Source organism: Paenarthrobacter aromaticivorans, assembly GCF_019038615.1.
Classification (GTDB): domain Bacteria; phylum Actinomycetota; class Actinomycetes; order Actinomycetales; family Micrococcaceae; genus Arthrobacter; species Arthrobacter aromaticivorans.
This window is the reverse complement of the sequence record NZ_JAHOPC010000002.1, coordinates 496,932-522,771: the sequence shown is the minus strand read 5'-3', so window position 1 is coordinate 522,771 and position 25,840 is coordinate 496,932. Positions and strand designations below refer to the sequence as shown.

Annotated in this window: 24 protein-coding genes and 1 pseudogene; 8 read left to right on the top strand and 17 right to left on the bottom strand. The window is 60.8% G+C overall.

All coding sequences use genetic code 11. The features are described 5' to 3' along the window. Window positions 1–63: 63 nt before the first annotated feature. The 7 genes from KSW38_RS05935 to KSW38_RS05905 all read right to left on the bottom strand — a co-directional run bounded on the left by KSW38_RS05935 (window position 64) and on the right by KSW38_RS05905 (window position 8,529). Complete coding sequence (locus tag KSW38_RS05935) at window positions 64–1,302, bottom strand: XdhC family protein (RefSeq protein ID WP_254186103.1); 1,239 nt, start codon at window positions 1,300–1,302, stop codon at window positions 64–66. 17 nt (window positions 1,303–1,319) lie between these two features. Continuing rightward, the gene (locus KSW38_RS05930; RefSeq protein WP_216923659.1) at window positions 1,320–3,650 is read right to left on the bottom strand and encodes a xanthine dehydrogenase family protein molybdopterin-binding subunit; all 2,331 of its coding nucleotides are present in this window, start codon (window positions 3,648–3,650) and stop codon (window positions 1,320–1,322) included. Continuing rightward, window positions 3,647–4,138: a (2Fe-2S)-binding protein gene (locus KSW38_RS23765; RefSeq protein ID WP_346433257.1), complete on the bottom strand. Its 492-nt coding sequence runs from the start codon at window positions 4,136–4,138 to the stop codon at window positions 3,647–3,649. The genes KSW38_RS05930 and KSW38_RS23765 overlap by 4 nt, the downstream gene beginning before the upstream one ends. A gap of 58 nt (window positions 4,139–4,196) precedes the next feature. Beyond that, window positions 4,197–5,063 (bottom strand): FAD binding domain-containing protein, encoded by an 867-nt coding sequence (locus KSW38_RS05920; RefSeq protein ID WP_216923657.1) that lies wholly within the window; start codon window positions 5,061–5,063, stop codon window positions 4,197–4,199. Window positions 5,064–5,297: 234 nt separating this feature from the next. Further along, window positions 5,298–6,149: a TauD/TfdA dioxygenase family protein gene (locus KSW38_RS05915; protein ID WP_216923656.1), complete on the bottom strand. Its 852-nt coding sequence runs from the start codon at window positions 6,147–6,149 to the stop codon at window positions 5,298–5,300. A 202-nt stretch (window positions 6,150–6,351) separates the two neighbouring features. Further along, window positions 6,352–7,707 (bottom strand): MFS transporter, encoded by a 1,356-nt coding sequence (locus tag KSW38_RS05910; protein ID WP_216923655.1) that lies wholly within the window; start codon window positions 7,705–7,707, stop codon window positions 6,352–6,354. A gap of 504 nt (window positions 7,708–8,211) precedes the next feature. Then, window positions 8,212–8,529 carry a DUF6457 domain-containing protein gene (locus KSW38_RS05905; RefSeq protein WP_216923654.1) on the bottom strand — a complete coding sequence of 106 codons (318 nt, stop codon included), beginning with the start codon at window positions 8,527–8,529 and terminating at the stop codon, window positions 8,212–8,214. Between the two features lie 175 nt (window positions 8,530–8,704). On the opposite strand from KSW38_RS05905, the gene KSW38_RS05900 reads away from it, so the two are divergent. Next, window positions 8,705–10,276 carry an ATP-dependent DNA ligase gene (locus tag KSW38_RS05900; RefSeq protein ID WP_216923653.1) on the top strand — a complete coding sequence of 524 codons (1,572 nt, stop codon included), beginning with the start codon at window positions 8,705–8,707 and terminating at the stop codon, window positions 10,274–10,276. Between the two features lie 31 nt (window positions 10,277–10,307). Then, window positions 10,308–10,895: a TMEM175 family protein gene (locus KSW38_RS05895; RefSeq protein ID WP_216923652.1), complete on the top strand. Its 588-nt coding sequence runs from the start codon at window positions 10,308–10,310 to the stop codon at window positions 10,893–10,895. Window positions 10,896–10,915: 20 nt separating this feature from the next. Here the strand turns inward: KSW38_RS05895 and KSW38_RS05890 are convergent, their stop codons facing one another. Then, the gene (locus tag KSW38_RS05890; protein ID WP_216923651.1) at window positions 10,916–11,527 is read right to left on the bottom strand and encodes a TetR/AcrR family transcriptional regulator C-terminal domain-containing protein; all 612 of its coding nucleotides are present in this window, start codon (window positions 11,525–11,527) and stop codon (window positions 10,916–10,918) included. Window positions 11,528–11,592: 65 nt separating this feature from the next. On the opposite strand from KSW38_RS05890, the gene KSW38_RS05885 reads away from it, so the two are divergent. Continuing rightward, entirely contained in the window at window positions 11,593–12,822 is a 1,230-nt protein-coding gene (locus KSW38_RS05885) for a beta-ketoacyl-[acyl-carrier-protein] synthase family protein (protein ID WP_216923650.1), read from the top strand. Between the two features lie 9 nt (window positions 12,823–12,831). Here KSW38_RS05885 and KSW38_RS05880 read toward each other — a convergent pair whose 3' ends face one another. From KSW38_RS05880 to KSW38_RS05865, 5 genes and pseudogenes are all read right to left on the bottom strand, one after another. Beyond that, window positions 12,832–12,990: a hypothetical protein gene (locus KSW38_RS05880; protein WP_216923649.1), complete on the bottom strand. Its 159-nt coding sequence runs from the start codon at window positions 12,988–12,990 to the stop codon at window positions 12,832–12,834. 155 nt (window positions 12,991–13,145) lie between these two features. Further along, window positions 13,146–13,700, bottom strand: coding sequence for a hypothetical protein (locus KSW38_RS05875; RefSeq protein WP_216923648.1), 555 nt, complete (start codon window positions 13,698–13,700; stop codon window positions 13,146–13,148). A 273-nt stretch (window positions 13,701–13,973) separates the two neighbouring features. Further along, window positions 13,974–14,840: pseudogene (locus KSW38_RS05870) on the bottom strand (phenylacetaldoxime dehydratase family protein); the annotation flags it as partial. A gap of 69 nt (window positions 14,841–14,909) precedes the next feature. Next, on the bottom strand, window positions 14,910–15,062 hold the full coding sequence (locus KSW38_RS23360) for a hypothetical protein (protein WP_254186102.1): 153 nt from the start codon (window positions 15,060–15,062) through the stop codon (window positions 14,910–14,912). After that, entirely contained in the window at window positions 15,063–16,097 is a 1,035-nt protein-coding gene (locus tag KSW38_RS05865; RefSeq protein WP_216923647.1) for a carbon-nitrogen hydrolase family protein, read from the bottom strand. Between the two features lie 185 nt (window positions 16,098–16,282). Here KSW38_RS05865 and KSW38_RS05860 point away from each other — a divergent pair, with 185 nt between their 5' ends. After that, window positions 16,283–17,242: an AraC-like ligand-binding domain-containing protein gene (locus tag KSW38_RS05860; protein WP_216923646.1), complete on the top strand. Its 960-nt coding sequence runs from the start codon at window positions 16,283–16,285 to the stop codon at window positions 17,240–17,242. Window positions 17,243–17,528: 286 nt separating this feature from the next. Here KSW38_RS05860 and KSW38_RS05855 read toward each other — a convergent pair whose 3' ends face one another. Then, window positions 17,529–17,984, bottom strand: coding sequence for a DUF1003 domain-containing protein (locus KSW38_RS05855; protein WP_216923645.1), 456 nt, complete (start codon window positions 17,982–17,984; stop codon window positions 17,529–17,531). A 127-nt stretch (window positions 17,985–18,111) separates the two neighbouring features. Here KSW38_RS05855 and KSW38_RS05850 point away from each other — a divergent pair, with 127 nt between their 5' ends. The 3 genes from KSW38_RS05850 (at window position 18,112) to KSW38_RS05840 (ending at window position 20,664) form a co-directional block, all read left to right on the top strand. Further along, complete coding sequence (locus KSW38_RS05850; protein ID WP_216923644.1) at window positions 18,112–18,882, top strand: SDR family NAD(P)-dependent oxidoreductase; 771 nt, start codon at window positions 18,112–18,114, stop codon at window positions 18,880–18,882. Window positions 18,883–18,955: 73 nt separating this feature from the next. Next, window positions 18,956–19,213, top strand: coding sequence for an SHOCT domain-containing protein (locus tag KSW38_RS05845; RefSeq protein WP_216923643.1), 258 nt, complete (start codon window positions 18,956–18,958; stop codon window positions 19,211–19,213). Beyond that, complete coding sequence (locus tag KSW38_RS05840; protein ID WP_216923642.1) at window positions 19,213–20,664, top strand: multicopper oxidase family protein; 1,452 nt, start codon at window positions 19,213–19,215, stop codon at window positions 20,662–20,664. Before KSW38_RS05845 ends, KSW38_RS05840 begins: the two co-directional genes overlap by 1 nt. Here the strand turns inward: KSW38_RS05840 and KSW38_RS05835 are convergent. After that, complete coding sequence (locus KSW38_RS05835) at window positions 20,661–23,060, bottom strand: phosphoketolase family protein (RefSeq protein WP_254186101.1); 2,400 nt, start codon at window positions 23,058–23,060, stop codon at window positions 20,661–20,663. The genes KSW38_RS05840 and KSW38_RS05835 overlap by 4 nt on opposite strands. Before the next feature lie 8 nt (window positions 23,061–23,068). Beyond that, window positions 23,069–24,241 (bottom strand): acetate/propionate family kinase, encoded by a 1,173-nt coding sequence (locus KSW38_RS05830; RefSeq protein ID WP_216923640.1) that lies wholly within the window; start codon window positions 24,239–24,241, stop codon window positions 23,069–23,071. A gap of 166 nt (window positions 24,242–24,407) precedes the next feature. On the opposite strand from KSW38_RS05830, the gene KSW38_RS05825 reads away from it, so the two are divergent. Further along, window positions 24,408–25,220, top strand: a complete 813-nt coding sequence (locus KSW38_RS05825) for a universal stress protein (RefSeq protein ID WP_216923639.1) — start codon at window positions 24,408–24,410, stop codon at window positions 25,218–25,220. Window positions 25,221–25,269: 49 nt separating this feature from the next. Here KSW38_RS05825 and KSW38_RS05820 read toward each other — a convergent pair whose 3' ends face one another. Then, window positions 25,270–25,788, bottom strand: coding sequence for a pyridoxamine 5'-phosphate oxidase family protein (locus KSW38_RS05820; RefSeq protein ID WP_216923638.1), 519 nt, complete (start codon window positions 25,786–25,788; stop codon window positions 25,270–25,272). Window positions 25,789–25,840 lie beyond the last annotated feature (52 nt).

Genomic DNA, 25,840 nt, shown 5'->3' with positions numbered 1-25,840 from the left:
GACTGCTTAGGTGCAGTCACGTCCTCCATGACCGGGTTCCTTCACTGTTGCAGGCAGTGTCATTCAAGGACACATGCCGTCCGCACCCAGGACACTCAGCAAGGCAGTCGGCCGAGCGTCCGGTTGCGCTGGGCAGTCCGGTTGCGCTGGGCAGTCCGGTTGCGATTGGTACTCTCCGTCAAGAGTTGGAGCACCCTTGTGTATTGGCTGGTTGGTCTGGCTGAGAGGTAAGCCAGACGCCCGGTTCTTACTTGCGATAATCTCCGCCATGATGGAGACCGCCGTTTCTGCCGAGGTAGCAGCGGAAAGGTCCAAACCGATTGGCGAACGGAGCGGCGCCAGAGTCTCCTCTGTGTGACCCGCAAGGATCAGCCTGGCCCGGCGATCACGTGCCGTTCGGCGGGATCCCATGGCACCGATGTAAGCAAAGCCATGCCTGAGCGCTTCATCTAGGACAGGAACGTCGAACTTGGCATCATGGGTCAGAACGCATATCGCGGAGTCCCGTGCAATCCTTCCCAGTTCAATTTCCTGCCGAAGGTAACGCCCTGGCTGATCAACGACGATTTCGTGGGCAGCAGGGATTCGCTCGGCTGTCGCGAAAACGGCCCGCGCGTCGCAGACAGTGACGCGAAATCCAAGAAATGCCCCAAGCTCCGCCAGCGAAGCGGAGAAATCGATGGCACCGACGATCAGCAACCTGCGCGGCGGGCGGTAGGCATCGATCAGCAAGGACAACGGCAATCCCATACCAACCACCGCGGGGAGAGTGAATGGCATCGTTGTTCCGGAGGCAATAGCGTCCTGGACGGCGACCGCAGCCGCGCTGACTAGATCGGGCGGAAGTTCTCCGACGCCGAACAGCTCTCTGAATTCTTCGCCTTCAAGCACCAGTTCCGAGTTGCCTACAAGCTCAGGAGGTCCGTCGAAGATGGTTACCATGGCGCACGGCAGATTCTCCCGAAGTGCCAGCTGCAGGGCAGCATAATGAGGGAACGAATCCGGCGTGAATGGTTGGATGAAAATCTCGATGGTACCGCCACAAGTCAGTCCTATGGCGAAACTGTCATCATCAGAGATGCCAAAGCGGTGCAGCTCTGGTTTTCCGCTGGCTAGGACATCACGCGCGGCTTCGAGCACGCTTGCCTCTAAGCAACCGCCGGAAACGGAGCCGAAGAGTGCTCCATCGTCACTTACCACCATTGACGTTCCAACCACCCGGGGCGCGGAGCCTTCAGTGCGCACCACTGTCGCCAGTGCGACCCTCCGGCCGCGTCGCGACGCCTGTTCCAGTACCTCCATGACCTCGCGCATCCTCGTCAGCCCCGCCCCTTGGTCGCTTGCGCATCTCGGATCGCGTTGTAGACGCGTTGCGGGGTCATGGGCAACGAAGTTAACTGAGCCCCGGTGGCGTCGGCAATCGCTTGGGCAATCGCGGGAGCAATCGGCAGCATGCCTCCTTCGCCCATCCCCTTGGCTCCGAAAGGACCAGTGCCATGGCCCTGTTCCTGGGTTATGGACCAGAATCGGCGCGGGATGTCTTCCGCCAGAGGCACACGATAGAGAAGGGCCTCCGCATTAAGCAGTTCGCCGTTGTCATAGCGAAGTTCCTCGAAGAGCGCCTGCGCCAGTCCGAAGACTGCGGCTCCCTCATCCTGACCGCGGCAACCGAGCTTGTTGACAACCTTGCCAGCGTCGCCGCTTACCACTAGCTGAAGCAGTTGCACCTTGCCGGTTTCCGGATCAACGGCCACTTCGGCAGCTGCCCAGCCAATCTCCCAGAAAATACAGGGGGCCTCCAACGGTGCCCGCCGCGACGAACGGGCCTTGTAGAAGCCATCGCCGGTGAACTCGAAGCCCGTTCCGCCAAAACCATTCATGATCAGGGGCGCAAGTTCATAGGAATTGCCTTCAGCGTCAATCACTTGCCAGTTCGCCAGGCTTATCGATTCGCGCTCAAGTTCCAGATGTTCGGCCGCGAAATCCAGTACAGCGGACCTCACACGTTCGGCGGCTTGAAGGACGGCCCGACCCATGACTGCGATGCCTGAGGACGCATTGGTCCCCTGATCAAAAGGGTTGGAGTCAGTGTCAACCCGAGCAAACTTGACCCGTTGCGGGTCACAGGCAAGCACCTCCGCGACAATCTGGCAGAGGGCTGAGTGCCCACCCTGGCCCATTTCGATAAGGGCACAGTTGAGAAAGACATCCCCGTTCGTAGTCACCTTCACGCGGGCCTGGGCGGGCTTATTGACACCGCCACCGTCTTTCAGGCCGACTGCAACACCCATACCCCGGTTACCGGAACGATTACGGTCACGATACCCAATAGCGTCCGCCACAAGGTTCAGCCCGTGTTTTAAGTCCGAATCGATAGGGGTTTCCCCGGGAACGAAGTCCTCGCCAAGGTCCTTCATGTTCTTCAGCCGAAGATCAAAGGGATCCAAACCCAGCCGTTCTGCGATGAGGTCCACCTGACGCTCACTTGCCCAAGTCGCTTGGGTCGCACCGAAGCCGCGGAAGGCGCCGGCTGGCACGGTGTTGGTGATTACGGCCTGGCAGACCGAATCAATGCGTTTCCATCGGTAGGCTCCGGGCATCCGGTATCCGGCCTTTTCGGCAACAAGCGGGCTGGCATCGGCGTAGGCGCCACCATTTAACAGAACCCGTGACTGGCGCGCGACAAACTCCCCATCAGCCTTGAGCCCGGATTTCACTGTGAGAACGGCATCATGCTGGCTCAGTGTCAGGAAAACTTCCTCAGTGGTCATGCAGTAGCGAACCGGCCGGCCGGCCGAAAGCTGTGAGAGTCGGATGGCTATGGTCTCGGTCTTTGGTCCGTTCTTAGCCCCGAAGGCGCCACCCAGAAGCGGGACATTGACCCGGATCCGGTTTTCCGGCAACCCAAAGACGTAGGCCAGTTCTTTGCGCATTGGGAACGGACTTTGCGTGGAAGTCCACACTTCTATTTCGTCCACCGTTGCCTCGGCGACGGTTACAAACGGCTCAAGATGCATGTGGTTCATGCGGGAAAATGCGAAGGTGTCCTCGAAGACGTGGTCGCATTCGTCCCACGCGTCTTCAGGGCCCGTCTGATATCGGAATTCGTAGCTCACATTGTGCGCGCTCCGGGCATTCCCTGAGGCACCATCCCCGTATTCGGGAAACGCTGCGAAAGGTTCTGCGGGGAAAATCAAGGGAGCGGAGGGGTCCAACGCTGCTTCCGGGTCGAAGACGGCTTCGAGCTGTTCGTATTCGACGGTGATCAAATCCAATGCCGCAAAAGCGGTGTGCTCATCTATGGCCGCCACAGCGGCCACAACGTCACCAACGTAACGGACTAAATCAGTGGCTACGATTGGCTGATCTTTGACGTAAGTGCCATAGCAGTTCAGTCCTTTGATTTCGTCGCGGGTTAGAACAGCGGTGACTCCTTCCAAGCGTCGGGCGGCTTCGGCGTCGATACTTAGGACCCTGGCATGGGCATAGGGACTGCGCAGCACCTTGGCGTGCAGCATTCCGGGCCTGTCGATATCCACGGTGTAAACGGCGCGGCCCGTGACTTTTGCAGTGGCGTCGAGCCGCGGGAGGTTGCGGCCGACGATCGGCGCATCCTGCGCGGCTGTGAAGGGGCTGGGAGTTTTTGTCACTGGAGCTCCCCATTCGTCTGCGGGGTACGCCCCAGTTCGGCAGCTCGTTCCACGGATTCCAGAATCATCTCGTAACCCGTGCAGCGGCACGTGTTCGAACTAATCCATTCCCGGATTTCCTCCCGGTCTGGCTCTGGACTTTCCCGTAGCAAGGCGGTCGTCAACATCAGCATGCCGGACGTACAGAAACCACATTGAAAGCCCCCGCACTCCCTGAACGCCTGCTGCTGGGCGCTCAAGGTACCGTCTTTGGCAGCCAAACCCTCCACCGTTTCAACACGGGTGCCATCGATTTCGAAGGCAAACGTGGAGCAGGCAGCCACGGGAACGTCATCAATGAGCACCGTGCAGGCGCCGCAAACACTGCGCTCACATGAACCGCGGACGCCTCGTTTACCGCAATTGTTTCGAAGCAGGTCCAGGACTGTCGTGCTGGTCGGAACGCTGTGCCTTTCCGGGCTTCCGTTCAGGTCAAATTCAAGATCCACAGTGAGCTTTTCATCCCCGACTGATGGGGAATCTTGTGCGTCGGGAGTCACCCGGTCCTCATTTCTGCTGGTAGCCGGCGGCGCGGGCAAGAAGTCGGCTGGAGAGTACGCCCACCAGATGGCGGCGATATTCGGCTGTTCCGGTGAAGTCGCCAGCTGCGTCCGGAAGCTGCGAGGCCAGGACGGCGCCCACTGCCACCGGGTCCAAATCGCTGATGGCAGTCGCGGCCGCAGTGTGTGAAAGAACGAAAGGTTGTCGGTATTCGCTGCCGCAGACGGCTGTAACGGTAATCCCGGCACCTGCCTGCCTGCGCACAGCGAGGGCCACAGTACTCACGGGGCGCATGGAACGCTCGTAGCCGTACCACAGCAAAGAGCCGGTCTCGACAGTCACCCCGGTGAGAATGCCTGGACTCCTGGCGTCCCGGTCCCAAAGGGAAGACACGGGCAGGGTGGTGACGTCGCTGGCCTGAAAATGCATTTGCCCATTCAGGGCTGAGAGGATGACCGGAAGTTCGTACCGGAATCGCCGCGCCATAAGGTTGCCGCCCAGCGTACCGCGATAGCGGATTCGTACGGTCGCAATCGATCCCCAGGCCGTAGCCAGAGCGGGCATGAACGCACGAATGTCGGGACTGGTGCTGCCGGCATGGTGAGTCACCATGGAGCCAATACCTAAGACTCCGTCTTCGTGGGTAATGGAGCGCAATTCATTGACGTGTTGTAAGGAAATCACAACCTCGGGCTCGCATCCCTCGCGAATTTGCGCTACAAGGTCTGAACAACCCGCGGCCATCACGGCCTCCGGATGCTGTTCATTGAGGTCCACGGCCTCGGGCAGCGATGTTGGACGGTACAGGATGAACGGCGGCAGGGCTGACTGGTTCTGGGCTATCAGCCCTGCCCCTAAATTTTGGCCACGCAATGGTCGGACTTCCTTCGCTTTGGCTGGAGAGGGCTGTCCGCGACACGGCGGCCGCTACCAGCCACTCTACTTACTAAAGTGGGCACTTTGAATCAAGACCAAGTATCTGAATACTAAGTTTCATGAGTGGGTCAGGCAATAGCTGGGTCCCAAAGGAACGAGCCTTGACCCAGATGGATCACCCCGGGAAGATGCTGGGCGACCCTCAAACAGGGCCGCCCAGCATCGAAGGCACTAGGCCGGACGATCTCCCTTGAGAGTTACCCGGTGCATTAGCCTGTAGTGCGGGTGGTAGTCACCAACCGCGTAGTGCTGAGTAGACCGGTTATCCCAAATGACAACGGAGTTTGGCTCCCAGCGGAATCGGACCTGATATTCCGGGGTCTTAGCCAGGCCGGTGAGCATGGTTCGAAGCGAGTCGCCCAGTTGAGTGGGGACCCCCGAAATGCGGGTGGTGAACAACTCGTTCACGTAGACAAGCTTGCGGCCGGTTTCTGGATGCTTACGCACCACAGGGTGGGTCATTGGCGGATATTTCCGACGGGTTTCTTCATAGCGGGCTTCACCATTCTCGCCCTGGCGGACAACACCCGTCAGCTCCTTTTCCCAGTCATGCACTGCTTCGAGGCCGTCAATGAGCTCTTTCATTGTTTCAGGCAGGGCATCATATGCGGCAGTCATGCTGGCCCAGAGAGTATCGCCGCCACAGGGTGGGATTTGCTGAGCGTGGAGGCATGTAGCGGAATTAGGATTTCCCTGCCAGGTCAGGTCCGAATGCCAGACGTCGGTTCCGGCTGCGCGTCCCCGAGACTCGAGGACCTCTATGAAGGGGTTGCCAGGGAGGGAGGGAAAGAAGGCACTGACTTCCTGGGGGTCACCGAAAACCTTCGCGAACCTAATCTGATCGTCAGGGCCGATCTGCTGATCGCGGAGAAACAGCACCTCGTGCTTGAGGAAAGCGCTGCGTAGCTCGTCCTGGCATTCCGGGGTGATCTCCTCACGAAGATCCAGTCCGTGGATAAAGGCGCCAATGGTAGGTGTTGCCCGTTCCAGGGTGAATGTCTTGAACTCAGGTTCGTTGGTCATGGTAATTCCTTTCTTGTAAGCGAGAAATGTGGAGCTTGCTTGTCAGGATTGGGCTCCCCCGCCTGTGGCCGGCCACTGGCCGAACCACTCGGATTCGCGTTCGATGCAGAAGCGGAGAACTCTGTGGTCTTGGAGATGTCCGGGTCAGGACCAGCCTTCAACTCGATGACTCTGCATCGATACCGGCACTCGCAGCCGCACATCACTCTGAAAAGGTTGGAGTAGGGAGACCGTCAACCCCGGCCGATTCGTTCCTGATACCGCCCGCCTGCGCTTTCCTCCGATTCGACCGCCCGAGCACAATGGCGCACGCGAACGATATGGCTCCGGCGACGAAAACATACAGCGAAGTGGAGAGAGAGGAGTTCGTTGCGCTGAGTAATGTTCCAGCGACGAGGGGGGCGATGGCGCTGCCGAAGAGGTTGCCCAGCGTGGTGGCCAGGGAAAGACCGCTATAGCGGACTCTCGCATCAAAGGCATCGGAGAAGTATGCGGGCTGAAGTGCCCACGGGGTGTATACGGCTACTGTTGCAGCGACATATCCCACGGCTATAAAGCCGTACATGCCCGCGTCCAGCGCCCAGTAAAGCGGGAAGGCCACAACACTAATGAGCGCAAGCCCCAGAAGGTAGATCCGTTGGCGACCGAATTTGTCGGAGAGTGCGCCCGCCATCGGAGTCACCACGAATCCAACCGCTGAAGTGGCAATGACCAAAATCAGCATGGAGCTTTCGCTCAAGCCCCCGGAGTTTTGGGTGTACACAAAGTTGTAGACGGTGATCAGGTAGAAGAAGATGCCCGGCGAGAGACTAGCCCCTGCGACCAGCAGCACCTGCTTCGGATGCGTGCGAAGAACCTCGATGATGGGAAGGCGCACCACAGCGTGCGCTTCCTTTACACGATCGAACTCCGGACTCTCGGCGACCCGCTTTCGAATGACCAATCCAGTGATGACAAGCACCAAGCTGAGCAGGAACGGAAGACGCCATCCCCAGGCCATGAATTCGTCCGTTGCCATTGCATCCAGGGGCAGATAGACAGTCATAGCCAGGATCAGGCCGATAGCCACCCCAGCCTGCGGCCAGCTACTGAAGAATCCCCGCCGCCCCTCTGGCGAATGTTCCGTTGCCATGAGTACGGCACCGCCCCATTCCCCGCCAAGTGCGAATCCTTGCGTCAATCGCAAGATCACCAACAGAACAGGTGCAAGGGCGCCGATCGCGGCATACGTCGGCAATAGCCCAATAGATACAGTGGCGACGCCCATGATCAGGATCGTGATGACCATCATTGGCTTTCGTCCCAATCTGTCCCCGAAGTGACCGAACACGATTGCCCCGATGGGACGGGCGACGAAGCCTGCGGCGAAGGTGGAGAAGGCAAGCAAGGTTCCGGTAGCGGGGTCGAAACCGGGGAAGAAATGATGATTGAAGACAAGCACAGCGGCGGTGCTGTAGATGAAGAAGTCGTACCATTCGATGGTTGTGCCGATCATGCTCGCAATAGCGACCTTTTTCGGCGAACCAGCGCCCGCTTGTTGGGCGACCGGAACTTTCATATTGTGCCTCCCGGCAATTGGCAAACAAGGGCCACGCGGTGCGCGACCTTGGCGAAGCGGGTGCTCTTGGAACACGCCGCTTTCTGGGAAAGTGCTGCAATCTGGAGGTCTGAAGTACTTCAGTAGTCATTATCTTACGACTGAGATGTCATGTGTGCAAGATCTCATTTTTGGATTTACGAGCGACTGGCTGGCGCCCCAGGACCAACGCCTCCCCCGCGCCCCGACGCATGTTTTTGATGGGACCCCGCTTCTAATAGACGTCAAGCGGGTGCTCGCTAAGGGGCCAAGTGTCTTACCTGGCTGGGAATGACTTTCGCGGGGTTATCGTGCCGAACTGCAGTGTAAGAATGGGTCGAGACATGCGTCATTGCGACTTACGGGCTGAGGCCGTCCGCCTCGGCAACCGATGACCACGGAGCCAGTACCTCGTCCGACAGTTGATCTTGGGAACAGCAGGGCCACCGATGTCTCGGCGCGCACGTGACAGAGGAGTCCTCGACTTTACGACTGATTTGTCGGCTCCGAGCCCTTTCCTTCCGCCCTCTCAGAACAAAGCTTGAAGGCGACGTCTGCCGCCCTGTTGGTCGCCACGGCAGGTGAAACGTCCGAACCCTGGCTTCCTTTCCCGGCTTCAAGGCCGGCGGCATAGCCGACCATGAAAGCCGTCACAGGCGCTGCTGCATGGATCACGGAGTCCGCAGATTTCCTGGCCAGATCAAGGACCAGTTCCTGGTCCACGTCGAGATCCAGGATTTGCAGCGCCCTCGCCAGTTCCTCACTCCATTGGGACAGAACCTGTGCTTCGTCGTCGCTGGGCATGATTTCTCCTTGCCGAATCTCGAGTGGTCGGAGGTGGTGCCACGAGAATACAAGGCATTCCCCCACAAGTCAGTGGGTTAACGGCAAATTGGCTGGCCCTGATCATTCCCACGAGCCGTTTCTGGAACGGGGCCTAATCGCTGTCCACGGACAGCAGGCGTGACAGACTGGTGCCATGCTGCTCGATGAGCTGGTGAAGACCTCGGAAGCCGTAGCGGCAACCCGCTCGCGGGTCGCCAAGATCAACGAACTGGCAGGCCTGCTGCTCCGGCTCGACCCCGCGGACATCCCGACGGCGATCGGCTTGCTCACCGCCAAGCCTCGCCAGGGCCGAGTCGGCATCGGCTGGAGCGGCATCAGGGCTGCCAAGGGCGAGCCCGCTCCGGAGCCAAATCTCACTATCGCCCGCCTCGACGCAGCGTTGGACCGGCTACTGGCAGCCGGCGGCGCTGGCTCGAGCGTGGAGCGCGCCGCCACCCTTCGGTCGCTGATGACCGAAGCCACCGAACGAGAGCAGGCCTTCATCGCCGGCGTACTGCTCGGCGAACTTCGTACCGGTGCTCTTGAGGGCGTACTGACGGATGCGGTAGCTCGAGCTGCCGGTCGGCCGGTCGAGGCCGTACGCCGCGCAGCGATGCTCTCCGGCGATCTGGGCGCGACCGCACTGCTGGCGCTCACAGGCTCCGCAGCCCAGCTTGACGCAGTCGGCCTCGTCGTCGGACGTCCCGTGCAGCCCATGCTCGCCGCAACCGCGGCGAGTACCGGCGAGGCGCTGGAAGCGACAGGGGAAGCGTCCGTGGAATACAAGCTCGACGGCGCTCGCATCCAGGTGCACCGTGCCGGCGCCGACGTGCACATCTACACCCGCACCCTGGCCGAAGTGACCCATCGGCTGCCCGAGGTGGTGGAGGTGGTGCGCGGACTGCCCGTGCACGATGTGATCCTCGATGGCGAGACTCTAGCTCTGGACGAGGACGGTGGGCCCCGGCCGTTCCAGGAGACCATGTCCCGGTTCGGGGCGAACGCGGCGCGTACCACGCTGCTGCATCCCTGGTTTTTCGACGTGCTGCACGTCGACGGGCGCGACCTCCTCGACGAACCGCTGGCCACACGCATCGACGTGCTCGAACGGATCGCCCCCGGTCACCGCATCCCGGGGAAAATCACTGCGGACGCGGCTGTTGCCGAGAGTGTGTCCCGCGATGCGCTGGATGCAGGCCATGAGGGTGTAGTGGTGAAGGCGCTGGGCTCGGCCTACGCCGCAGGGCGGCGGGGTTCGAACTGGATCAAGGTGAAGCCGGTGCTCACCTACGACCTGGTGGTGCTCGCATGCGAATGGGGGTCAGGACGGAGGGCCGGGCTGTTGTCGAACCTGCATCTCGGAGCCCTGGACCCTGTTGGCGAGTTCGGCGTACCCGGCGGTTACGTGATGGTCGGCAAGACCTTCAAAGGCCTCACCGACGCTCTGCTGCGGTGGCAGACTGAAAAGTTCCAGGAGTTGGAGGTGCGGCGTACGGCGGGCACGGTGTGGACTGAGCCGGTGACCGTCGTCGAGATCGCCATCGACGGCGTTCAGCAATCCCCCCGCTATCCGGGCGGAATCGCCCTTCGGTTCGCACGCGTCAAACGCTACCGTGATGACAAGACTGCCGCGGAGGCTGACACCATCCAGACGTTGCGCGCTCTGCTCCGTCCATCAGGCAGGACAAATGTATCGCCCGCGCCAGCGGAGCCGGATTCGGAATGACTAGGATGTTGGTTTTCATGGAGGGAGGCCGGTGAACAAGAACCGTCTGGAAGCGTTCAGTGATGGCGTGCTTGCCATCATCATCACAATCATGGTGCTGGAACTCCATGTGCCGGACGAACCGACCTGGCTTGGCTTGAGGTCCGTCCTGCCTACGGTCCTCAGCTATCTGCTCAGCTTCGTCTACGTTGGAATTTACTGGAACAATCACCACCACATGATCCACCTGGCAAGCAGGGTCAACGGCGCGATCCTCTGGGCCAATCTGCACTTGTTGTTCTGGCTTTCACTAGTCCCGTTCACCACGCGCTGGATGGACGAGTCCGGCTTCGTGCAGATCCCGGTGCTGACGTACGGGATCAACTTGCTGTGCGCCGCGATCGCCTACTTCATCCTGGAACGGGCGCTGATCCGCCAACAGGGCCGGGATGGCCCCCTCGCGCAGGCAATCGGCTGGGACTGGAAAGGCAAAACGTCGCCGCTGATTTACATAGCTGGCCTTGGACTCACCGCCATACAGCCACTGCTTGGAGTTGCGGCCTACACCATCGTGGCCCTGATCTGGCTAATTCCTGACCGCCGCGTTGAGCACTTCGTCACGCGGGCCCACCAGGACTGAAGGCCCAGGACTGCCTATAGTCATTGGCTCCCATCTCGAACCGTCAACGTGCCGGACAGGTCCACGTCGCTCCCCGATCCCATAGCACCGGCCTGCGACAGGAGGCTGGCTCCGAAGGCTGCGCTCCAGAACGTCCTGGTTTCCACCGGCATGGGACGTTGCACTTCCCAGCGCCGTTGCTTCATAAGACGGGCAAGATAGCGTTCGGACTGGCGGAACAGCAGATTCAGATGCTGATCCACCACGGCGGCGAGGGCGGGCCGGGATGTTCCCACTGCCAAGGCGCGCACCACCAACGGCATGGACGGGAGCATCAGGACCGTTCGGGCCATGTTCCTTCGAAACGACTCGGGACTCGCTGCACTGTTGCCGATCGCCTCAACGCGTTCCGCATCGTGGAGCAATGCCAGAAAGGCAGCATGGATGAAGAGCGAGTCTTTGGAACCGAAGTAGTAGGTCACCTGGTTGGGAAACACGGCGGCATCGGCAGCGATCGCTGCCACGCTCACCTCACCCGAGGTGTTCGCCAGGTAAAGTTTCACCGCGCTGTCCAGGATTCGGCCCCTGGTCGAGTGGCCACGAGCCTGCGAGGGACCACCCGGTAGACGTTTCCCCTTGCATTGTGTGCCCATGCAGACAATTGTACTTCATACAATTATCCGTATATCTTGTATGTCATACAAGAAAAGGAGTTGCCATGAGGGCGCGAGACATTGCTGTGACAGGAATAGGCGCCACAACGCCTTTGGGTGGCACGGTCGATACGACCTGGGCCGGCCTCCTTGAGGGCTGTTCGGGCGTGCGGGATGTCGGGCCGGATATGTTGCAGGGCAGCGGACTGTCCGTAACCATCGCCGCATCCGTGGCCACCGACCCAGCTACCAGGCTTGACGCCGTCGAAGCCAAAAGACTGGACCGGGTTCAGCAAGCCGCCCTGGTTGCCGCGGCAGAAGCTTGGGCAGATGCCGGTTCGCCCCAGGTTGACGGCACCCGCCTGGCTGTGGCGGTGGGAACAGGCGTGGGCGGAATCGGCACGCTCCTCCGGGAAGACGACACCTTGGAGAACCGCGGCCAGCGCCGTATCTCCCCCCGGGCAGTACCAATGCTCATGGCCAACGGACCCGCCGCGGCTGTCAGCATCCGCTACGGTGCCAAGGCGGGTTCATACACTCCCGTCTCGGCGTGCTCGTCGGGAGCCGAAGCGATTGTGATGGCCGCCAGATTGATCCGTTCCGGCGAAGCTGACGTAGTCATTGCCGGCGGTGCCGAAGCCGCGATAACCCCCTTCACCGTCGCTGCCTTCTTGCAAACGAGGGCTCTCTCAACACTTATAGCGGACCCCGCCTCCGCGTCGCGCCCCTTTGCCTCAGACCGCGACGGCTTCGTCCTAGGCGAAGGCGCAGGCATCTTGGTGCTGGAAAGTCCCGAGCACGCCATGACCCGCGGCGCAACCGTCCACGCAGTCCTGCGCGGCGTGGGCATTGCCTCCGATGCCTTCCACATGACGGCACCAGCGGACGACGGCCAAGGCCAGATCACCGCCATCACCAAAGCCCTCAACGACGCCGGCATGAGCCCAGCGGAGGTGGGCCACGTCAACGCCCACGCGACCGGCACCTCCTTGGGGGACCTGGCGGAAGCAAAAGCCATCAAGGCCATCTTCGGCGACACCGTTCCGGTGACGGCACCCAAGGCCTCCCTGGGACATCTCTTCGGGGCCGCCGGCGCAGTTGAAGCCATCATCGCAGTCCGGAGCGTCGCACAGGAAGTCATCCCTCCCACCCGCAATCTTCACCAAGGAAACGTGGACCCGGAACTCGGGCTGGACATTGTCACCGCAAAACGCCGCGGAACATCTCCCGCAGCACTCTCCAATTCGTTCGGATTTGGCGGCCAGAACGTCAGCCTGATTTTCAGCAAGGGCTAAACAGCAATATCAGCCGTCCTGGGCCCGCGCTGCCCTCTTCAGCTCAGCGATCCTTAGCCGTAAGAAGATGACGACCAGGACCAGGGCGTATACGGCCAGGACGGCCACCGCGATCATGAAGACCGCGTAAAGGATCCCGATAATTCCGAAGGCTGGACTTAAATTCATTGCTACCCCCAATAGTCGTTGAGCCCCCATGCTACGCAAACCACCAGCGATTCCCCGGGACGGGCGAAGGCGCGCCCCGTTTCGCTGACGAGTGTTCCACCCGGTGAAGGATGCACCCGAGGCCAGCCCTTCAAGGATCCTCGATCGTGCCGTTCTCAGTCCTCGACGACTGACATCGGCAGCGCGCCGCCGTGCTCGGACGGGGCGATGCTATCTAGCTGCCAAGTGCCCGCGGACGCCCGGAATAGAGCGGTCTGCGGGAGCGAGTAGACCGTGGGGACGCTGCTCGGCCCGTTCGCAGCCGAGCTTTGGTACTCCTCAGTCAATTCCTTGAAGTGGACACTCACCTCCGCACCGCTCACTTCGAGCGACTGCACCGTCACCGTCGTCGAAAAGGACGTATACCAAAATCCGCTCGACTTGAACGCTGCCTTCGACCGGGCCACCACCGAGAGGTCCCGCTCGCGCTTCGCCCGGTAGGCCGCCGTTGTCTGCCCGCTGTCGAGGCGTTCGGCCGGTGGAACATCGAGGGCTGTGCCGTTGCGATCCTCGACAGCCGTCTGGACGATAGCCGCCAGTTCGAACGACGACGGGTTTGGCACCGATGCGGCGGACACCACCGTTTCCGGCCCGACCGCTGGCTGGCACCCGGTAAGCGCAAGCACGAGCAGTGCCGCAACAGTTGCCGCGTTGCGTGAGTAATTCGTCATGGTCCCCCTGGCCTGAATGTCTTCACAGCCTGCCTTGCAGGTCATGGCCGGTCAACAGGCTTGCTGATGCGGGTTTAAGTCCCTGCCGTGTATCCAGTTGTCGAGTTCAGCTCTGGCGGTTCGACTAACGGGATGGGTACCTCGTGCCTCTGCCGGATCAGCGGAATCGCGGAATGCTGGACCGGCCGTTGACCCTACGCCACTGATTCGTGAACCGTGAAGGCGGGCGGACAGTTCGAATTGGCCGCCCGCCTTGCTGATCTTGTCCGTGTGTCAGGCGTGACTGACCCCCAAGGGCCTGCATGCGCCGAGCATGCCTGTTGTGACATGGCAATTGTTGTACTCGTAGTATTGCTGCTCGCGTGAGACTGTCGCGACTTCATGGCTGAGGCGAAGCCTGGCGCCCGCGTTTGCCTGCAGGAATTTCATGGCGGCTATGAAGATGGCGACGTGGGTGGGGTGGGACTCCGCCCATCTCTCCATGTCCTCCAGGCTGTGCCAGAAGCTCAGGCCGAAGCTCTGTTCAAGGGCAGAACCGTCGCCGTCGCTGCTGGTCATGTACCTGTTCGCGTAACAGCCGATCGATGCGCCGTCCAACGTCAGGAAGTCCATCCCTGCTTTCAATTGGGGTTCCACGTCGCCGAAATAGGAGGCACGTTCTGCATCTTCACAGAGGCTCCAGTCTTGGCCGGAACGGATAATTGCCAGGTTATCGTGGGGCTCCACCCGGACGATGCCGGAGTTCTCGGCGGCGTACGGGCGTCCGTCAGGCTCCAGGGCCTCTGTTTGTGCAATCGGGAGACGGTCACGCATGCTCCCCCAGTACCCGTGTTCCTGGATTTCCCCGCTGTATCCTCCCGTGGCAACCCTTGCAGCCCCTTCCGGGAAGGTGTTGGACGAGTACAGGGTCTCGAAGCCACGTGCTTCCGGACTGAACGCTTCGATCCAGCGGCCGTGATCTGCAAGTTCCAGTCCAGCGCCAATCAATGCATTCCTGTGCTTTTGAAACCAGCGCCCATAAGCGTCCGCGTCGTCCCAGTAGGCGATGATGACCTGGTTATCGAAGCCTTGTTCGTCCGTGTGGACGGCGTACTCACGGGACATCGGTCCGTCTTCTTGTGCGCATAGTTCCCACATTCCAGCAGAGGCTACCTTGGCCTGGCTGGAGAGCGGGTGCTTGCTTTGGACGCCGAAGAAGGCGCAGACAAGCTAGCTGACGCCTTCCGCGAAGCGCACGGAGTACGACGGGTAGGGCGGGGCATAGTTGTCCCCCACACGTTTGGACCGCGTCCGTTCGACCCGGAGGTGCGCCGCGATTGAGGATTCGATTGCTGGTTCCTGCTCGTCGCTGCCCCGTGCCATCTAGAGTTCGGCCATTGCTGGAAGGGCCGGCTCGTCCGCGCCGTGGGGCCTTTCAACGGCTGGCGCGGGGTCCGAAGGCGGAGCGGTATCGACCACGGCACGTCGAGGAGCCTTGTTGTGGATTAGCTGTGTGACATCGGGGCGGGAGTAATGGCCTGCGGGGTCCCCCACGGCCTTCGACACTGAAATCAGGCCCAGATCGATCTCAGCGTAGATGAGGCCTTCCTCGCCTGCCGGAAGGGACTCGTGAAGTTGCTGACCGTCGGGCCCGAAGATGCGGGCGTATCCGCCGCCGGTCTTGAGAAGTGCCTTTTGCAAGTCCGTGGTGCACATTTCGTCCACCATCTCCTGGGATACGGTGGCACACGGAGCCAGGACGAAACACTGGCCCTCCACCGCATAGATCCGCGAAGCGGAGGTGTTGACTTCGGGGCCAAGGGCGTAAGCGCCAGCCTCATAGAGGGAAAAGCTCGGCCATGCAGCAACGTGTACCTGCTCGTTCTGGGCGTACATTGCGTATTTTGACAGCGGCTGCAGGTGCTCCCAGCAGCACAGTCCGCCGACTCGGCCCAGCCTGGTGTCCCAGACAGCGAGATCGCTTCCGTCGCCTTCGCCAAAAATTGTGCGCTCCACGTGGGTCGGCTTTAGCTTTCGGCGCTGGGCGATGGTCTGCCCATCGCGGTCGATGAACCATTGAGAGATATACAGGCTGCCCCCGCTTCGTTCACTGAGGCCCATGCTCACGACAATGTTGTTGTCCTTGGCGGCCTTCGAGATCCGTTCGGCCTGGGGCGTGCCGTATTCCAGCGAATTATCGAAGTAGCGCTGGGTGTACTGCGGAAGCCACATCGCCGGGGCATCAAGCCAGGCGTACCACGGGTATCCCGGGAGCCAGGTTTCAGGGAAGGCAATCAGCTCCGCACCGTTCCGGGCCGCGTCCTCCATCAGGGCGATAGTTTTATCGATGGTCTTGTCCAAGTCAAGGAATACAGGTGCTGCCTGAACGGCCGCTGCTTTGAATTTGGGGTGATTCATTGCGATCTCCTAAGGGATGTGACGCTACTCACAAGAGTGGATGTGTGTCCACGCTACGCGTCAATGTCGAGGGATTCTTGATCGAGAATCGCAGGAGCATTGACTGCGAATGTCACGTTTGCACGCACCACATCTGCCTAGCGAACCAGCCGACGGGTGGGCGCAGCGTGGCAGTAAGATTAGGCATGGCCAAGGTTGTGAGCACAGCGGCGGTGCCTCCCCGAAACAGGGTTTCGTTCTGGACGGAGACCGTTTCTGATACTTTCGTTGAGCTCGACTGCAGGGCCGGCAACGGCCGCGAGTCCATAGACGGTGAAATAGCTGTCCAGTCTTTGGCGTCCCTTGACTTGGCCCGAGTTCGCGCCTCTGCGCAATCCGTCCACCGCACGCCAGTTGCCATCGATGCTTCCTCCGACGACTATTATCTGGTGGGCATGCAAACCGAAGGCTCATGCTTGGTGACCCAGGATGGGCGCGCGGCCGCCATCCACAACGGCGGGTTCGCCCTCTATGACACCACCCGACCGTATTCACTCCTGCTGACCGATCACTTTGAGCAACTCGTGATCCGGCTTCCGAGAACTGCTTTGGAGCGACACCTGCCCGAAGCCGCAAGACTCACTGCACTGGCAGTGAACGCCGATCCGGGGGCTGCGCGTCTGCTGGTCAATACAGTGCAGTTCCTAGCCAACGATATTGACGCCCTCTCGCCGGATGTCGCCTTATCGGTTTCCCAGGGCGTGGAACATCTGATTGTTGCTGGCCTGGGCGGCCTAACCCGGGGTGTCGCGGACGCGGACCGCTTCTCGCGCCGCAAGCTCGTGCAAACCCATATCCTCGAAAACCTGGGCGACGAGTCCCTGAGTATCAAATCCATCGCAAGAGAGCTTCATTTGTCTCCGAGCAGCGTCCACCGCGCCTTCGCAGCGGACGGTGAAACAGTGATGGGCTGGGTCTGGCAGCAACGTCTGCACCGGATCCGGGAGACCTTGTTGACCGGAAAATATGGCGGCACACTGACTGACTTGTTCCTAACGTGGGGATTCTCAGACCCTGCGCACTTCAGCCGTGCCTTCCGCCAGCGGTACGGACATGCCCCCTCGGAATTGCTGCGGCCAACAACAGAAGCGCCTTCAACCCACTAAGACCGCTCGCTCGGAGCACGTCATCTGCTAGCTCCCAAAACTTCTCGCTGCAGGCAACACACGGTGTTGAAACCTGGGCCGACGTCCGACGGCGCGCACTCAGTACCGCTGAAACCGGTTGATCCGGGATGCTCCCGTGGGAACTACGCAGCGATGTTCCAAACACCAACCACCACCAACGCCAGGAAGTAGAAGCCATGTAGCGCTTGCCAACAAATGCTTCCTTGAGCCCGGTACGACGCCGGATTCTCCCACCTTGGATGGTTTCCGAGAATCCAAGGCCTGACTACTCGCCAAACTCCTCGCGGCCCATATCCACTTCCGTGCCCGTTGGGCTTGGCCTGAGCAGGAGGGCCCTGAGTTCTTCCAGCAGTTCCAGTTGCTGGTTGTTTACCGCCATGAGCCGATCGATTTCTGCCTTTGCCTGCACATCTGTTTCGAAGTCATGGAGGGCCATGGCGGCAGCTATGGCATCCTGCCGTTTTGCGGCAATGAGCAGTATGGCGCCTTGGAGGCCCGCCAGCATGGATAGGAAGAGGTTCAGCAGGATGAATGGATAAGGGTCCCAGGCCTGCGTAGCAAATAGATAGGTATTGATGGCGGCCCAGGCAGCCATGAACGCGACGAAGGCCCCAACGAAAGTCCAGCTGCCCATGCCATTCCGCAATACATCGGCTGCGCGCTCACCTCGGCTCAACCCAGCCTTGTGCTGTCCATGCCACGTTCTCACTCGCTCACTCATGAGCACAGCGTAGGGCCTGGGAGGCAGCGTAGGGACTTTCAGCACTTGTTGAGCGTTGCGAGGCCGCCGCACGCTGTTGATGAAGAGATTGTGCGTCCCTCCCCGGACTGAAGAAAAGGAGAACCCGATGCCCGAATGGCAGGAAGTTGTCACACCCGCCCGCTTCGACGGCCAGACGGTGATTGTCACCGGCGCTGCGTCCGGCATTGGCCGGGCAACGGCGTTGCGCGTCGCGCGCGAGGGCGGCCGTGTCATTGCCAGTGACCTCAGCCTGGACGGTCTGGACCGGTTTGTTGCCGAGCATCCGGAGCTTAGCCTTGTGCCGGTGGCTGGTGACATCAGCACGGAAGATGCCGTGCGTCGCGTTGTCGCCGCTGCGAATGGACGGGTGGACGCATTGGCGAACGTTGCCGGCATCATGGACAGTTTCCAGCCGGTTCATGAGCTGGACGATGAGACGTGGAACCGGGTGCTGGACGTCAACCTTACATCGATGATGCGGCTTATGCGCGCGGTAGTCCCCCTCATGCTTGATGCCGGATCCGGATCAATAGTAAATGTCTCGTCAGAGGCAGGGCTTCGTGGCTCGGCGGCGGGTGCGGCGTACACCGTATCGAAGCATGCAGTCATCGGACTTACCCGCAGTTCGGCGGTAATGTACGGGCGCAGGGGTATCCGTGTGAATGCTGTCTGCCCTGGCGGCACGCGGACCAACATCCACGCCGAGTTCAAGTCCCAACTTGCGGTGGAAGTTCTTGGGCCCTTAATGCAAGCCAATGTGCCACCAATTGCCGAGGCCGATGAACTCGCCGCATCGATCTCATTCCTGCTGAGCCGGGACGGTTCAAACATCAATGGGTGCGTGCTCCCCTCCGACAACGGTTGGTCCGCCACCTAAGGCCCAATATGCGCGCCGACCGCGGCGTCAGCTAGTTCGAATTAACGATTCCCTGTGGGAAGGGGTGCTTGTCATGGTGTGGGGATATGGGATGGGCAACGGCTGGATGTGGCTGTGGGGGCTGCTCATGCTCATCGGCCTGGCAATACTCGTGCTTCTGGTGGTGAGGATGTTTGGCGGCTTGAATGGACCAGGACCACGCCACTTCACGAACGGAACACCCCAAGGAAGAAGTACGGCCCGCCGGATCCTGGATGAGCGTCTGGCGAGGGGAGAACTGACCGCGGAAGAGTACCGCGACCGGGTCAAGGTCCTCGGCGAGGACCTGTGATGCGGCCGCTCAGCCGGCGCTCGGCGCTGCTGCTGGGCGGCTTGGGTTTGGCGGGTACGGTGACCGGCGGAACCGGCCTTGCCCTGACGCTGGCATCACAACGCTCCGTTCCCACTGCGGGGGCGGACTTGCAATATCCGTCTGTTCTTCGGAGTTCGGATGGCTCGCTGAACGTCCAGCTTGAGGCCGGTGGTACCACCCTGCTATTAGCTGGACGCCAGGCATCAGCCCTTGCATACAACAAAGAAATACCTGGACCTACACTTCGTATCCGGCCAGGAGACGTTCTGAAAATCCGTCTCATCAACAACTTGAGTGAACCGACCAACCTGCACATGCATGGGCTGCATGTTTCGCCCCAAGGCAACGGTGACAATCCTTTCATCAGAGTTGATCCGGGCACCGCCTTCGATTATGAATACCGTCTCCCGAGGGATCATCCGCCGGGCGTCTACTGGTACCACCCCCATCATCATGGCGGTGTGGCTGACCAGGTCTTTGCCGGCCTCTACGGCGCAATCATCGTAGAGGACCCTGAGGCCACGAACGCAGGCCTGGAACGTATCCTGCTGGTTTCCGACACGACCCTGGATCCTCTTGGCGATATCCATCCGGCGTCCCCGATGGAACGGATGTTGGGCCGGGAAGGCGAACTGCTTCTCGTCAACGGCCAGCTCAATCCCCAACTGACGGCACCCCCAGGGGATACCGAACGGTGGCGAGTCATTAATGCGTGCGCTTCCCGGTACCTTCGCCTTAGGCTTGACGGCCAGTACGTCCGCCTGATTGGGACCGACTCAGGACGTCTCCCGCTGCCCGTTGATACAGACGAACTGTTTCTGGCTCCCGGCAACCGGGCAGACATACTGGTTGAGACGGTAACTGGCGAATCAGTCCTGCTGGCCGCCCCTTACGATCGGGGCAGTGTGCGGGGAATGGCCGGTCCTGGTGGAGCCGCCGGCGTGCCTCCAGCGGCTGCTACGCCTGTGGCTCTCCTGCGAGTATCGGGCGCGCGGAAAACGTCTGGAACGGCAGTACCCGCGGCCAGCGAGGCACTCGATCTAAGGCTCTCCGGGGTTGCCGCCCATCGCCAGCTGACATTCGGGACCCAAATGGGTATGGGAATGATGGGATTCACCTTGAACGGCAAGCGTTTCGAACCCACTAGAACGGATATCACAGCCTCCGCGGACACAGTGGAAGAGTGGACGTTGCTCAATGACAGCCCGATGGAACACCCCTTCCACCTTCACATCTGGCCCATGCAGGTCACCGAGGTGAATGACCGGATGGTGAAGGGAGTGCGGCTCCAGGACGTGGTGAACGTTCCGGCGAACGGTCGAGTGAAGGTGCGGGTGTCTTTCGCTGACTTCACGGGCCGTTCCGTTTACCACTGCCATATCCTTGACCACGAGGACCTAGGCATGATGGGCGTGATCGAAGTCCGCTAGGAACCTGGCTCCGTCCACACCCAGTCTCTGACCTCCGGCAAGTCTTCAAAGTGCTCCCTGATGTAGGAGGCGTGTGCCTCAAGCTGACCCTGGCAGTGCCTCACAAGTTCTTCCGAACCTGAGAAGTGCCCGCGGGTCCGGTGAAGCGCCTCCATGGCAAGGTGATAGCGACTGACCTTGTTCAACACCACCATGTCGAACGGTGTTGTGGTGGTCCCTTGCTCGTTGTAGCCACGCACATGGAATCTTTCCGGACGGGGGCGGCCATGCAGCAATTGATGCAGAGCCCGCGCATATCCATGCCAGGCCACCACCACATCGACGTCAGCCGTGAAGAGTTCTTCGAACTTTTCATGCGGAAGTCCGTGGGGATGCGTCCCGGGAGGCGGCAGGACCATGGCATCCATGACGTTAACGACCCTGACGGCGAGCCCTGGGATATAGCGCTGGAGAAGCCAGGACGCGGCCAGGGTTTCCTGGGTTGGAACGTCCCCCGCACAAGCTAGGACAATATCCGGACGATCGGACATGCCTGGCCTTTCGTTTCCTGCCCAACCCCATGTAGAAGCTCCTACTGCTGCGTGCTTCCGGGCTTCGTCAAGCGTCAGGTACTGGGGGTGCTCCTGCTTGTCGATGACGGCAAGGTTCACATAGTCCTTGCTGCTGAGCATGTGTTCGGCGGTGACCAACAGAGTATTGGCGTCCGGTGGAAGATAAACCCGAATGACGTTGCCGGACAGCGACAAGACGGTGTCGATGAGACCCGGACCCTGATGGCTGAAGCCGTTATGGTCGTTCCGCCAACAGGTAGACGTCAACAGGATGTTCAAGCTCGGGACAGGCGGCCGCCAATCCAGCTCGCGGGAATGTTGCAGCCATTTGGCGTGCTGGATAGTCATCGAGGCACTCACCATCGCGAACGCCTCGTAGCTTGCGAACAACCCGTGCCTGCCCGTCAGCACGTATCCCTCCAACCATCCTTGGCACAGGTGCTCCGAGAGGACTTCCATCACGCGCCCGTTGGCGGAAACATGATCATCGGCAGCGGCCGGGTTCGCGGGCGGCTCCAGCAAGCACCTATCCGTTGCCTCAAAGACCGCGCTGAGCCTGTTGCTGTTGGTCTCGTCCGGACAGAACAAGCGAAACCTCGGGTCATCGGCAGTATCAAGGTAGATGTCCCGGAGCATCTCCCCCAGCGGTTTGGTGCTCTGATGCATTACTTGCCCCCGGGGCAGGGTTTCGACGGCGTACCGGGCAAGGTCCGGAATCAGCAGGCCCTTGCCACCGACGCCTCGTCCCGCAGCCGACGCTCCCATGCGAAGACCGCCGTCGGGAGCAAGCCCGGCAAGTTCGGCGATCAGCCGCCCCTCGGCGTCGAAAAGTTCCTCCGGCCGGTAGGACCGCATCCAGGCCTCCAGCTGTGCCAGGTGTTCGGGCTTCTCCCGCACTCCAGACAAGGGAACTTGATGCGACCGGCTGGTTCCCTCGACTGGTAGACCATCAACCACTTGTGGTCCCGTCCAGCCTTTGGGCGTGCGCAGGATGATGGCGGGCCACCGGGAGGGACGGTCGACGCCTTGGTGACGCGCGTGTGACTGTATGGCACGAATGGAGGCGTACGCCGAATCCATGGCGGACGCCAGCGCCGGATGAACAATTCCCGGATCCTTGCCGGACACGACCACTGGATCCCAGCCATGCGCTTCGAGCAGCGCGGCTACCTCCAAGTCCGACCGCCTGCCAAGCACAGTAGGGCCGGAAATCTTATGCCCGTTGAGATGGAGAATCGGAAGGACGGCCCCATCCCTGAGCGGATTGATAAAAGAAGGCGCCTTCCACGAGCCTTCCAACGGCCCTGTCTCCGCCTCCCCGTCGCCAACAACGCAGGCCACGATGAGATCAGGATTGTCCATGGCCGCGCCGGTGGCATGCATCAATGAATACCCCAGTTCACCGCCTTCGTGGATGGAACCAGGTGTGGCAGGGCCGACATGGCTGCCTATACCACCCGGCGTCGAGAACTGCCGGACCAGGCGTCGGAGTCCCTCCAAATCCCGCCCCACCGCCGGGTAAACCTCCGAATAACTGCCTTCCAGATACGTATTCGCAACGATGGCCGGTCCCCCGTGACCGGGGCCCGTCACCAACAGGACCTCCGCGCCCGTGCGACGGATGAGGCGGTTGAGATGGGCATAGATCAACGACAACCCTGGGCTGGTCCCCCAATGACCCAGAAGCCGCGGTTTGATGTGCTGAGGTTGCAAAGGCTCGCGCAGGAGAGGATTCTCCTGCAGGTATATCTGTGCCACCGTAAGGTAATTCGCGGCGGCCCAATACCGGTTGAGGAGTTCGAAATCTTCGGACTCACGGTGGGAACCAGAGGTGTTGCTTTCCATACCAGAACTCATCTTCTCCGTCCCCTTCTATCCTTAGTGTCTTCCTCGAGCAGCGAAGCAGTTGCTTCCGCTATGGCCCGTTCCTCATCGCTGGGAACCACGAGGACGGGAAATGACGAACCATCTGCACTCACCACGCGGATTCCTTCACGCGGGGACAGGTTCCTGTCCTGATCCATGGCAAGCCCCAAGGGCAAAAGCCATGAAAGGACCTTCGTTCTGAAGGCCACGGAATTCTCGCCCACGCCACCTGTGAAGACCAGGGCATCAGGCCGGCGAACCACCATGGAGTAGGCAGCAATGTACTTGGCAAGACGATAGGCGTAGATATCGAGGGCCAGGCTTGCCTTGGGCTCGCCGCGTTCGACGGCCGCACCAACGTCCCGCATGTCTGCGGTACCAGCCAAGGCCAGCATGCCCGAGCGGTGATTAAGAATCTCATCAACCTCGTCCGGCGTTGCCCCCTCTCGCTGCATCAAAAGGACAATCGAGGGGTCGATATCCCCGGAGCGCGTGCCCATCACAAGGCCTTCCAGCGGTGTCATTCCCATGGACGTATCCACGCTCATACCACCCCTGACGGCTGTAACCGAGGCCCCGTTGCCCACGTGGGCAACAACAGCGTTGAGCGAGGAACCTGGTACCCCCAAAAAACCAGCTGCGTCACGGCAAGCCATCTCCACTGAGATCCCATGGAACCCATAGCGTTTGACTCTCTGGGCTTTGTAGACGTCTTCGGGGATGGCGTAACGTGCCGCGTACTCCGGGATCGAGGCGTGGAAAGCAGTATCAAATACGGCAACTTGGGGAACGTCCGGCCACCGGATGCCCGCAGTCCGCATGCAGGCCGCGCTCGCGGGGTTATGCAGTGGCGCCAAAGCACCAAGTCTTTCCACGGCCGCAACCACATCCGCTGTGACCCGTGTCGGCCTTCTGAACTGGTCGCCACCGTGCACCACGCGATGGCCGATTGCCTCAATATGGCCCGCTTCGGTGCTTTTGGCCAAACCGGCATTTATCACGTTGAAAACTTCGTCCAGACGGGATGGGTCTGAGCGAGCCTGAGGCGCCCAGTTCACTTGCCCGGAGGCCTGCACGCTTGCTTCAGCTTCAGGTACCGAGGTGTCCCGCACGTGGTACTTGAGCGATGAAGAACCGGGATTCAGCACGAGAACATGCACGCGATTTCCTCCCCGGCGAGGTCGATGAAAAGGTGATTCCTTCTCTCTCGAGGACCCTAACGCACTCAGGCAGCTGGCGGAAAGGCCTTCCGGCCCTTGCGGTGGCAACCTCTCCCGCAGATAGTGGAAACGATCACTGTTGGGATATGCGAGGGGACGCCGTTACGTGAAGAAGCAGATCGTGGCAGCCCTTGATGGTTCCAAGGCTGGCCGGAACGTCGCAGACTGGGCAGCCGCACATGCTGATGCCTTTGGCTTGGCGCTCAACCTTGTGCACGTGGTGCCGCCGGACTGGGCGTTTCCCGCGCGCAGCGAACGCAAATTAGCCATCGAACGGGCAGAGGACCTGCTGGGGAGCGAATCCGGGCGGATTGCGCAGGCCTATCCCGGTTTGGAAGTCTCATCCACGCAACTGTCAGGAGAACCCGCGGAAACTCTCGCCGGCCTGTCCTCGGAAGCGGACATGCTCGTGGCTGGAACCGACCGCGGGCCGGGGACGGAGGGCCAGGGATACGGTTCCGTCAGTTTCCAGATCGCAGTGACAAGCAACTGCCCGGTTGCTGTGGTTCCGGAGATGGCATCCGGAGTTCGCAAAGGCGTGGTGGTCGGAGTCGACGGATCCTCCGACTCGCTAGTTGCCTTGGACCTTGCAGCGAGTGAGGCACAGCGCATGGATGAAGACCTGGTCATCGTTCATGCTTCGGGTCCGGATCCCCGCCCTTCCAGCGTTTCCGGCGATAGCGATGTTCTGGCTGACGCCGTCCGTAACGTGAAAGAACGCCACCCCGGAGTATCCGTGCGGGAAAGGCTGGACACCAGCCGCGGCCCCGGAGAGGCGCTGGTGGCTGCTGCCAGGGATGCCCGGCTGCTGGTCATGGGTTGTCGGGGGCGGGGCGGCCTTCGGGTGCTGCTAGGCTCCGTGGCGCAGCACGTGCTCCTGAATGTCCAGTGCCCCACCATCCTGACGCGGCCCTCCTGAGACCGGGCCGCAAAACAAACCGGCCACAGGACAAGCCGGGCCATGCCACCTACTGGTTTCCGGCGTCGTCCCCTTCCGCTGCCACGTCGTCGTCAGACGCGGCAGGGTCCAAGGGCGGCCACCACTTCGAGGGTGGCGTGATGACAAACCGCCGGCCGCTGATATGCGTTGGCGTCACCCGCACCAGAATGTCCTTGGGTCCGGGTTGCCACGGGGACAAACCTGCATCCACCGCTTCCTGGATTTCTTCGGGATGGGTCACGAACTCGGGACGTCCTTTGATGATGACGCTCCAGGCGATGGTCCCGTAGCGGTTGAACCCGTCGGCTTCCATTGCTATCACTGCCCCTTCGCGGAGGGCCTTGTGTTTGGTTCCCTGCCCTGTCCTGAACAGCAGGGTTCCAAAATTGGGGATGTAGTTGACCGGGAAGATTTCCGGAACGTCTCCGTTGATGAGTGCCACCCTGCACGTGGATGTGGACTGCAGATACTTCCAACAGTCGTGGACACTAAGTTCTTTGGTTTCCTGGTCCGGTGATGTGGTTTGGTCCCGTGATGTGTTCTCCATGGCGCCGAGCCTAACGCTTAGGGCGAGGCCCGTGTAGGGCAGAAGGTCCTTT

Bases quoted from the DNA above. Each gene is read 5' to 3' on its own strand.
- KSW38_RS05860 (WP_216923646.1), top strand. From the start codon at position 16,283: ATGGCCAAGGTTGTGAGCACAGCGGCGGTGCCTCCCCGAAACAGGGTT.
- KSW38_RS05840 (WP_216923642.1), top strand. From the start codon at position 19,213: ATGCGGCCGCTCAGCCGGCGCTCGGCGCTGCTGCTGGGCGGCTTGGGT.
- KSW38_RS05880 (WP_216923649.1), bottom strand. From the start codon at position 12,990: ATGAATTTAAGTCCAGCCTTCGGAATTATCGGGATCCTTTACGCGGTC.
- KSW38_RS05850 (WP_216923644.1), top strand. From the start codon at position 18,112: ATGCCCGAATGGCAGGAAGTTGTCACACCCGCCCGCTTCGACGGCCAG.
- KSW38_RS05835 (WP_254186101.1), bottom strand. From the start codon at position 23,060: ATGGAAAGCAACACCTCTGGTTCCCACCGTGAGTCCGAAGATTTCGAA.
- KSW38_RS05820 (WP_216923638.1), bottom strand. From the start codon at position 25,788: ATGGAGAACACATCACGGGACCAAACCACATCACCGGACCAGGAAACC.
- KSW38_RS05855 (WP_216923645.1), bottom strand. From the start codon at position 17,984: ATGAGTGAGCGAGTGAGAACGTGGCATGGACAGCACAAGGCTGGGTTG.
- KSW38_RS23360 (WP_254186102.1), bottom strand. From the start codon at position 15,062: ATGGCACGGGGCAGCGACGAGCAGGAACCAGCAATCGAATCCTCAATC.
- KSW38_RS05935 (WP_254186103.1), bottom strand. From the start codon at position 1,302: ATGGAGGTACTGGAACAGGCGTCGCGACGCGGCCGGAGGGTCGCACTG.
- KSW38_RS05875 (WP_216923648.1), bottom strand. From the start codon at position 13,700: ATGACGAATTACTCACGCAACGCGGCAACTGTTGCGGCACTGCTCGTG.
- KSW38_RS05885 (WP_216923650.1), top strand. From the start codon at position 11,593: ATGAGGGCGCGAGACATTGCTGTGACAGGAATAGGCGCCACAACGCCT.
- KSW38_RS05865 (WP_216923647.1), bottom strand. From the start codon at position 16,097: ATGAATCACCCCAAATTCAAAGCAGCGGCCGTTCAGGCAGCACCTGTA.
- KSW38_RS05915 (WP_216923656.1), bottom strand. From the start codon at position 6,149: ATGACCAACGAACCTGAGTTCAAGACATTCACCCTGGAACGGGCAACA.
- KSW38_RS05900 (WP_216923653.1), top strand. From the start codon at position 8,705: ATGCTGCTCGATGAGCTGGTGAAGACCTCGGAAGCCGTAGCGGCAACC.
- KSW38_RS05890 (WP_216923651.1), bottom strand. From the start codon at position 11,527: ATGGGCACACAATGCAAGGGGAAACGTCTACCGGGTGGTCCCTCGCAG.
- KSW38_RS05845 (WP_216923643.1), top strand. From the start codon at position 18,956: ATGGTGTGGGGATATGGGATGGGCAACGGCTGGATGTGGCTGTGGGGG.
- KSW38_RS05910 (WP_216923655.1), bottom strand. From the start codon at position 7,707: ATGAAAGTTCCGGTCGCCCAACAAGCGGGCGCTGGTTCGCCGAAAAAG.
- KSW38_RS05905 (WP_216923654.1), bottom strand. From the start codon at position 8,529: ATGCCCAGCGACGACGAAGCACAGGTTCTGTCCCAATGGAGTGAGGAA.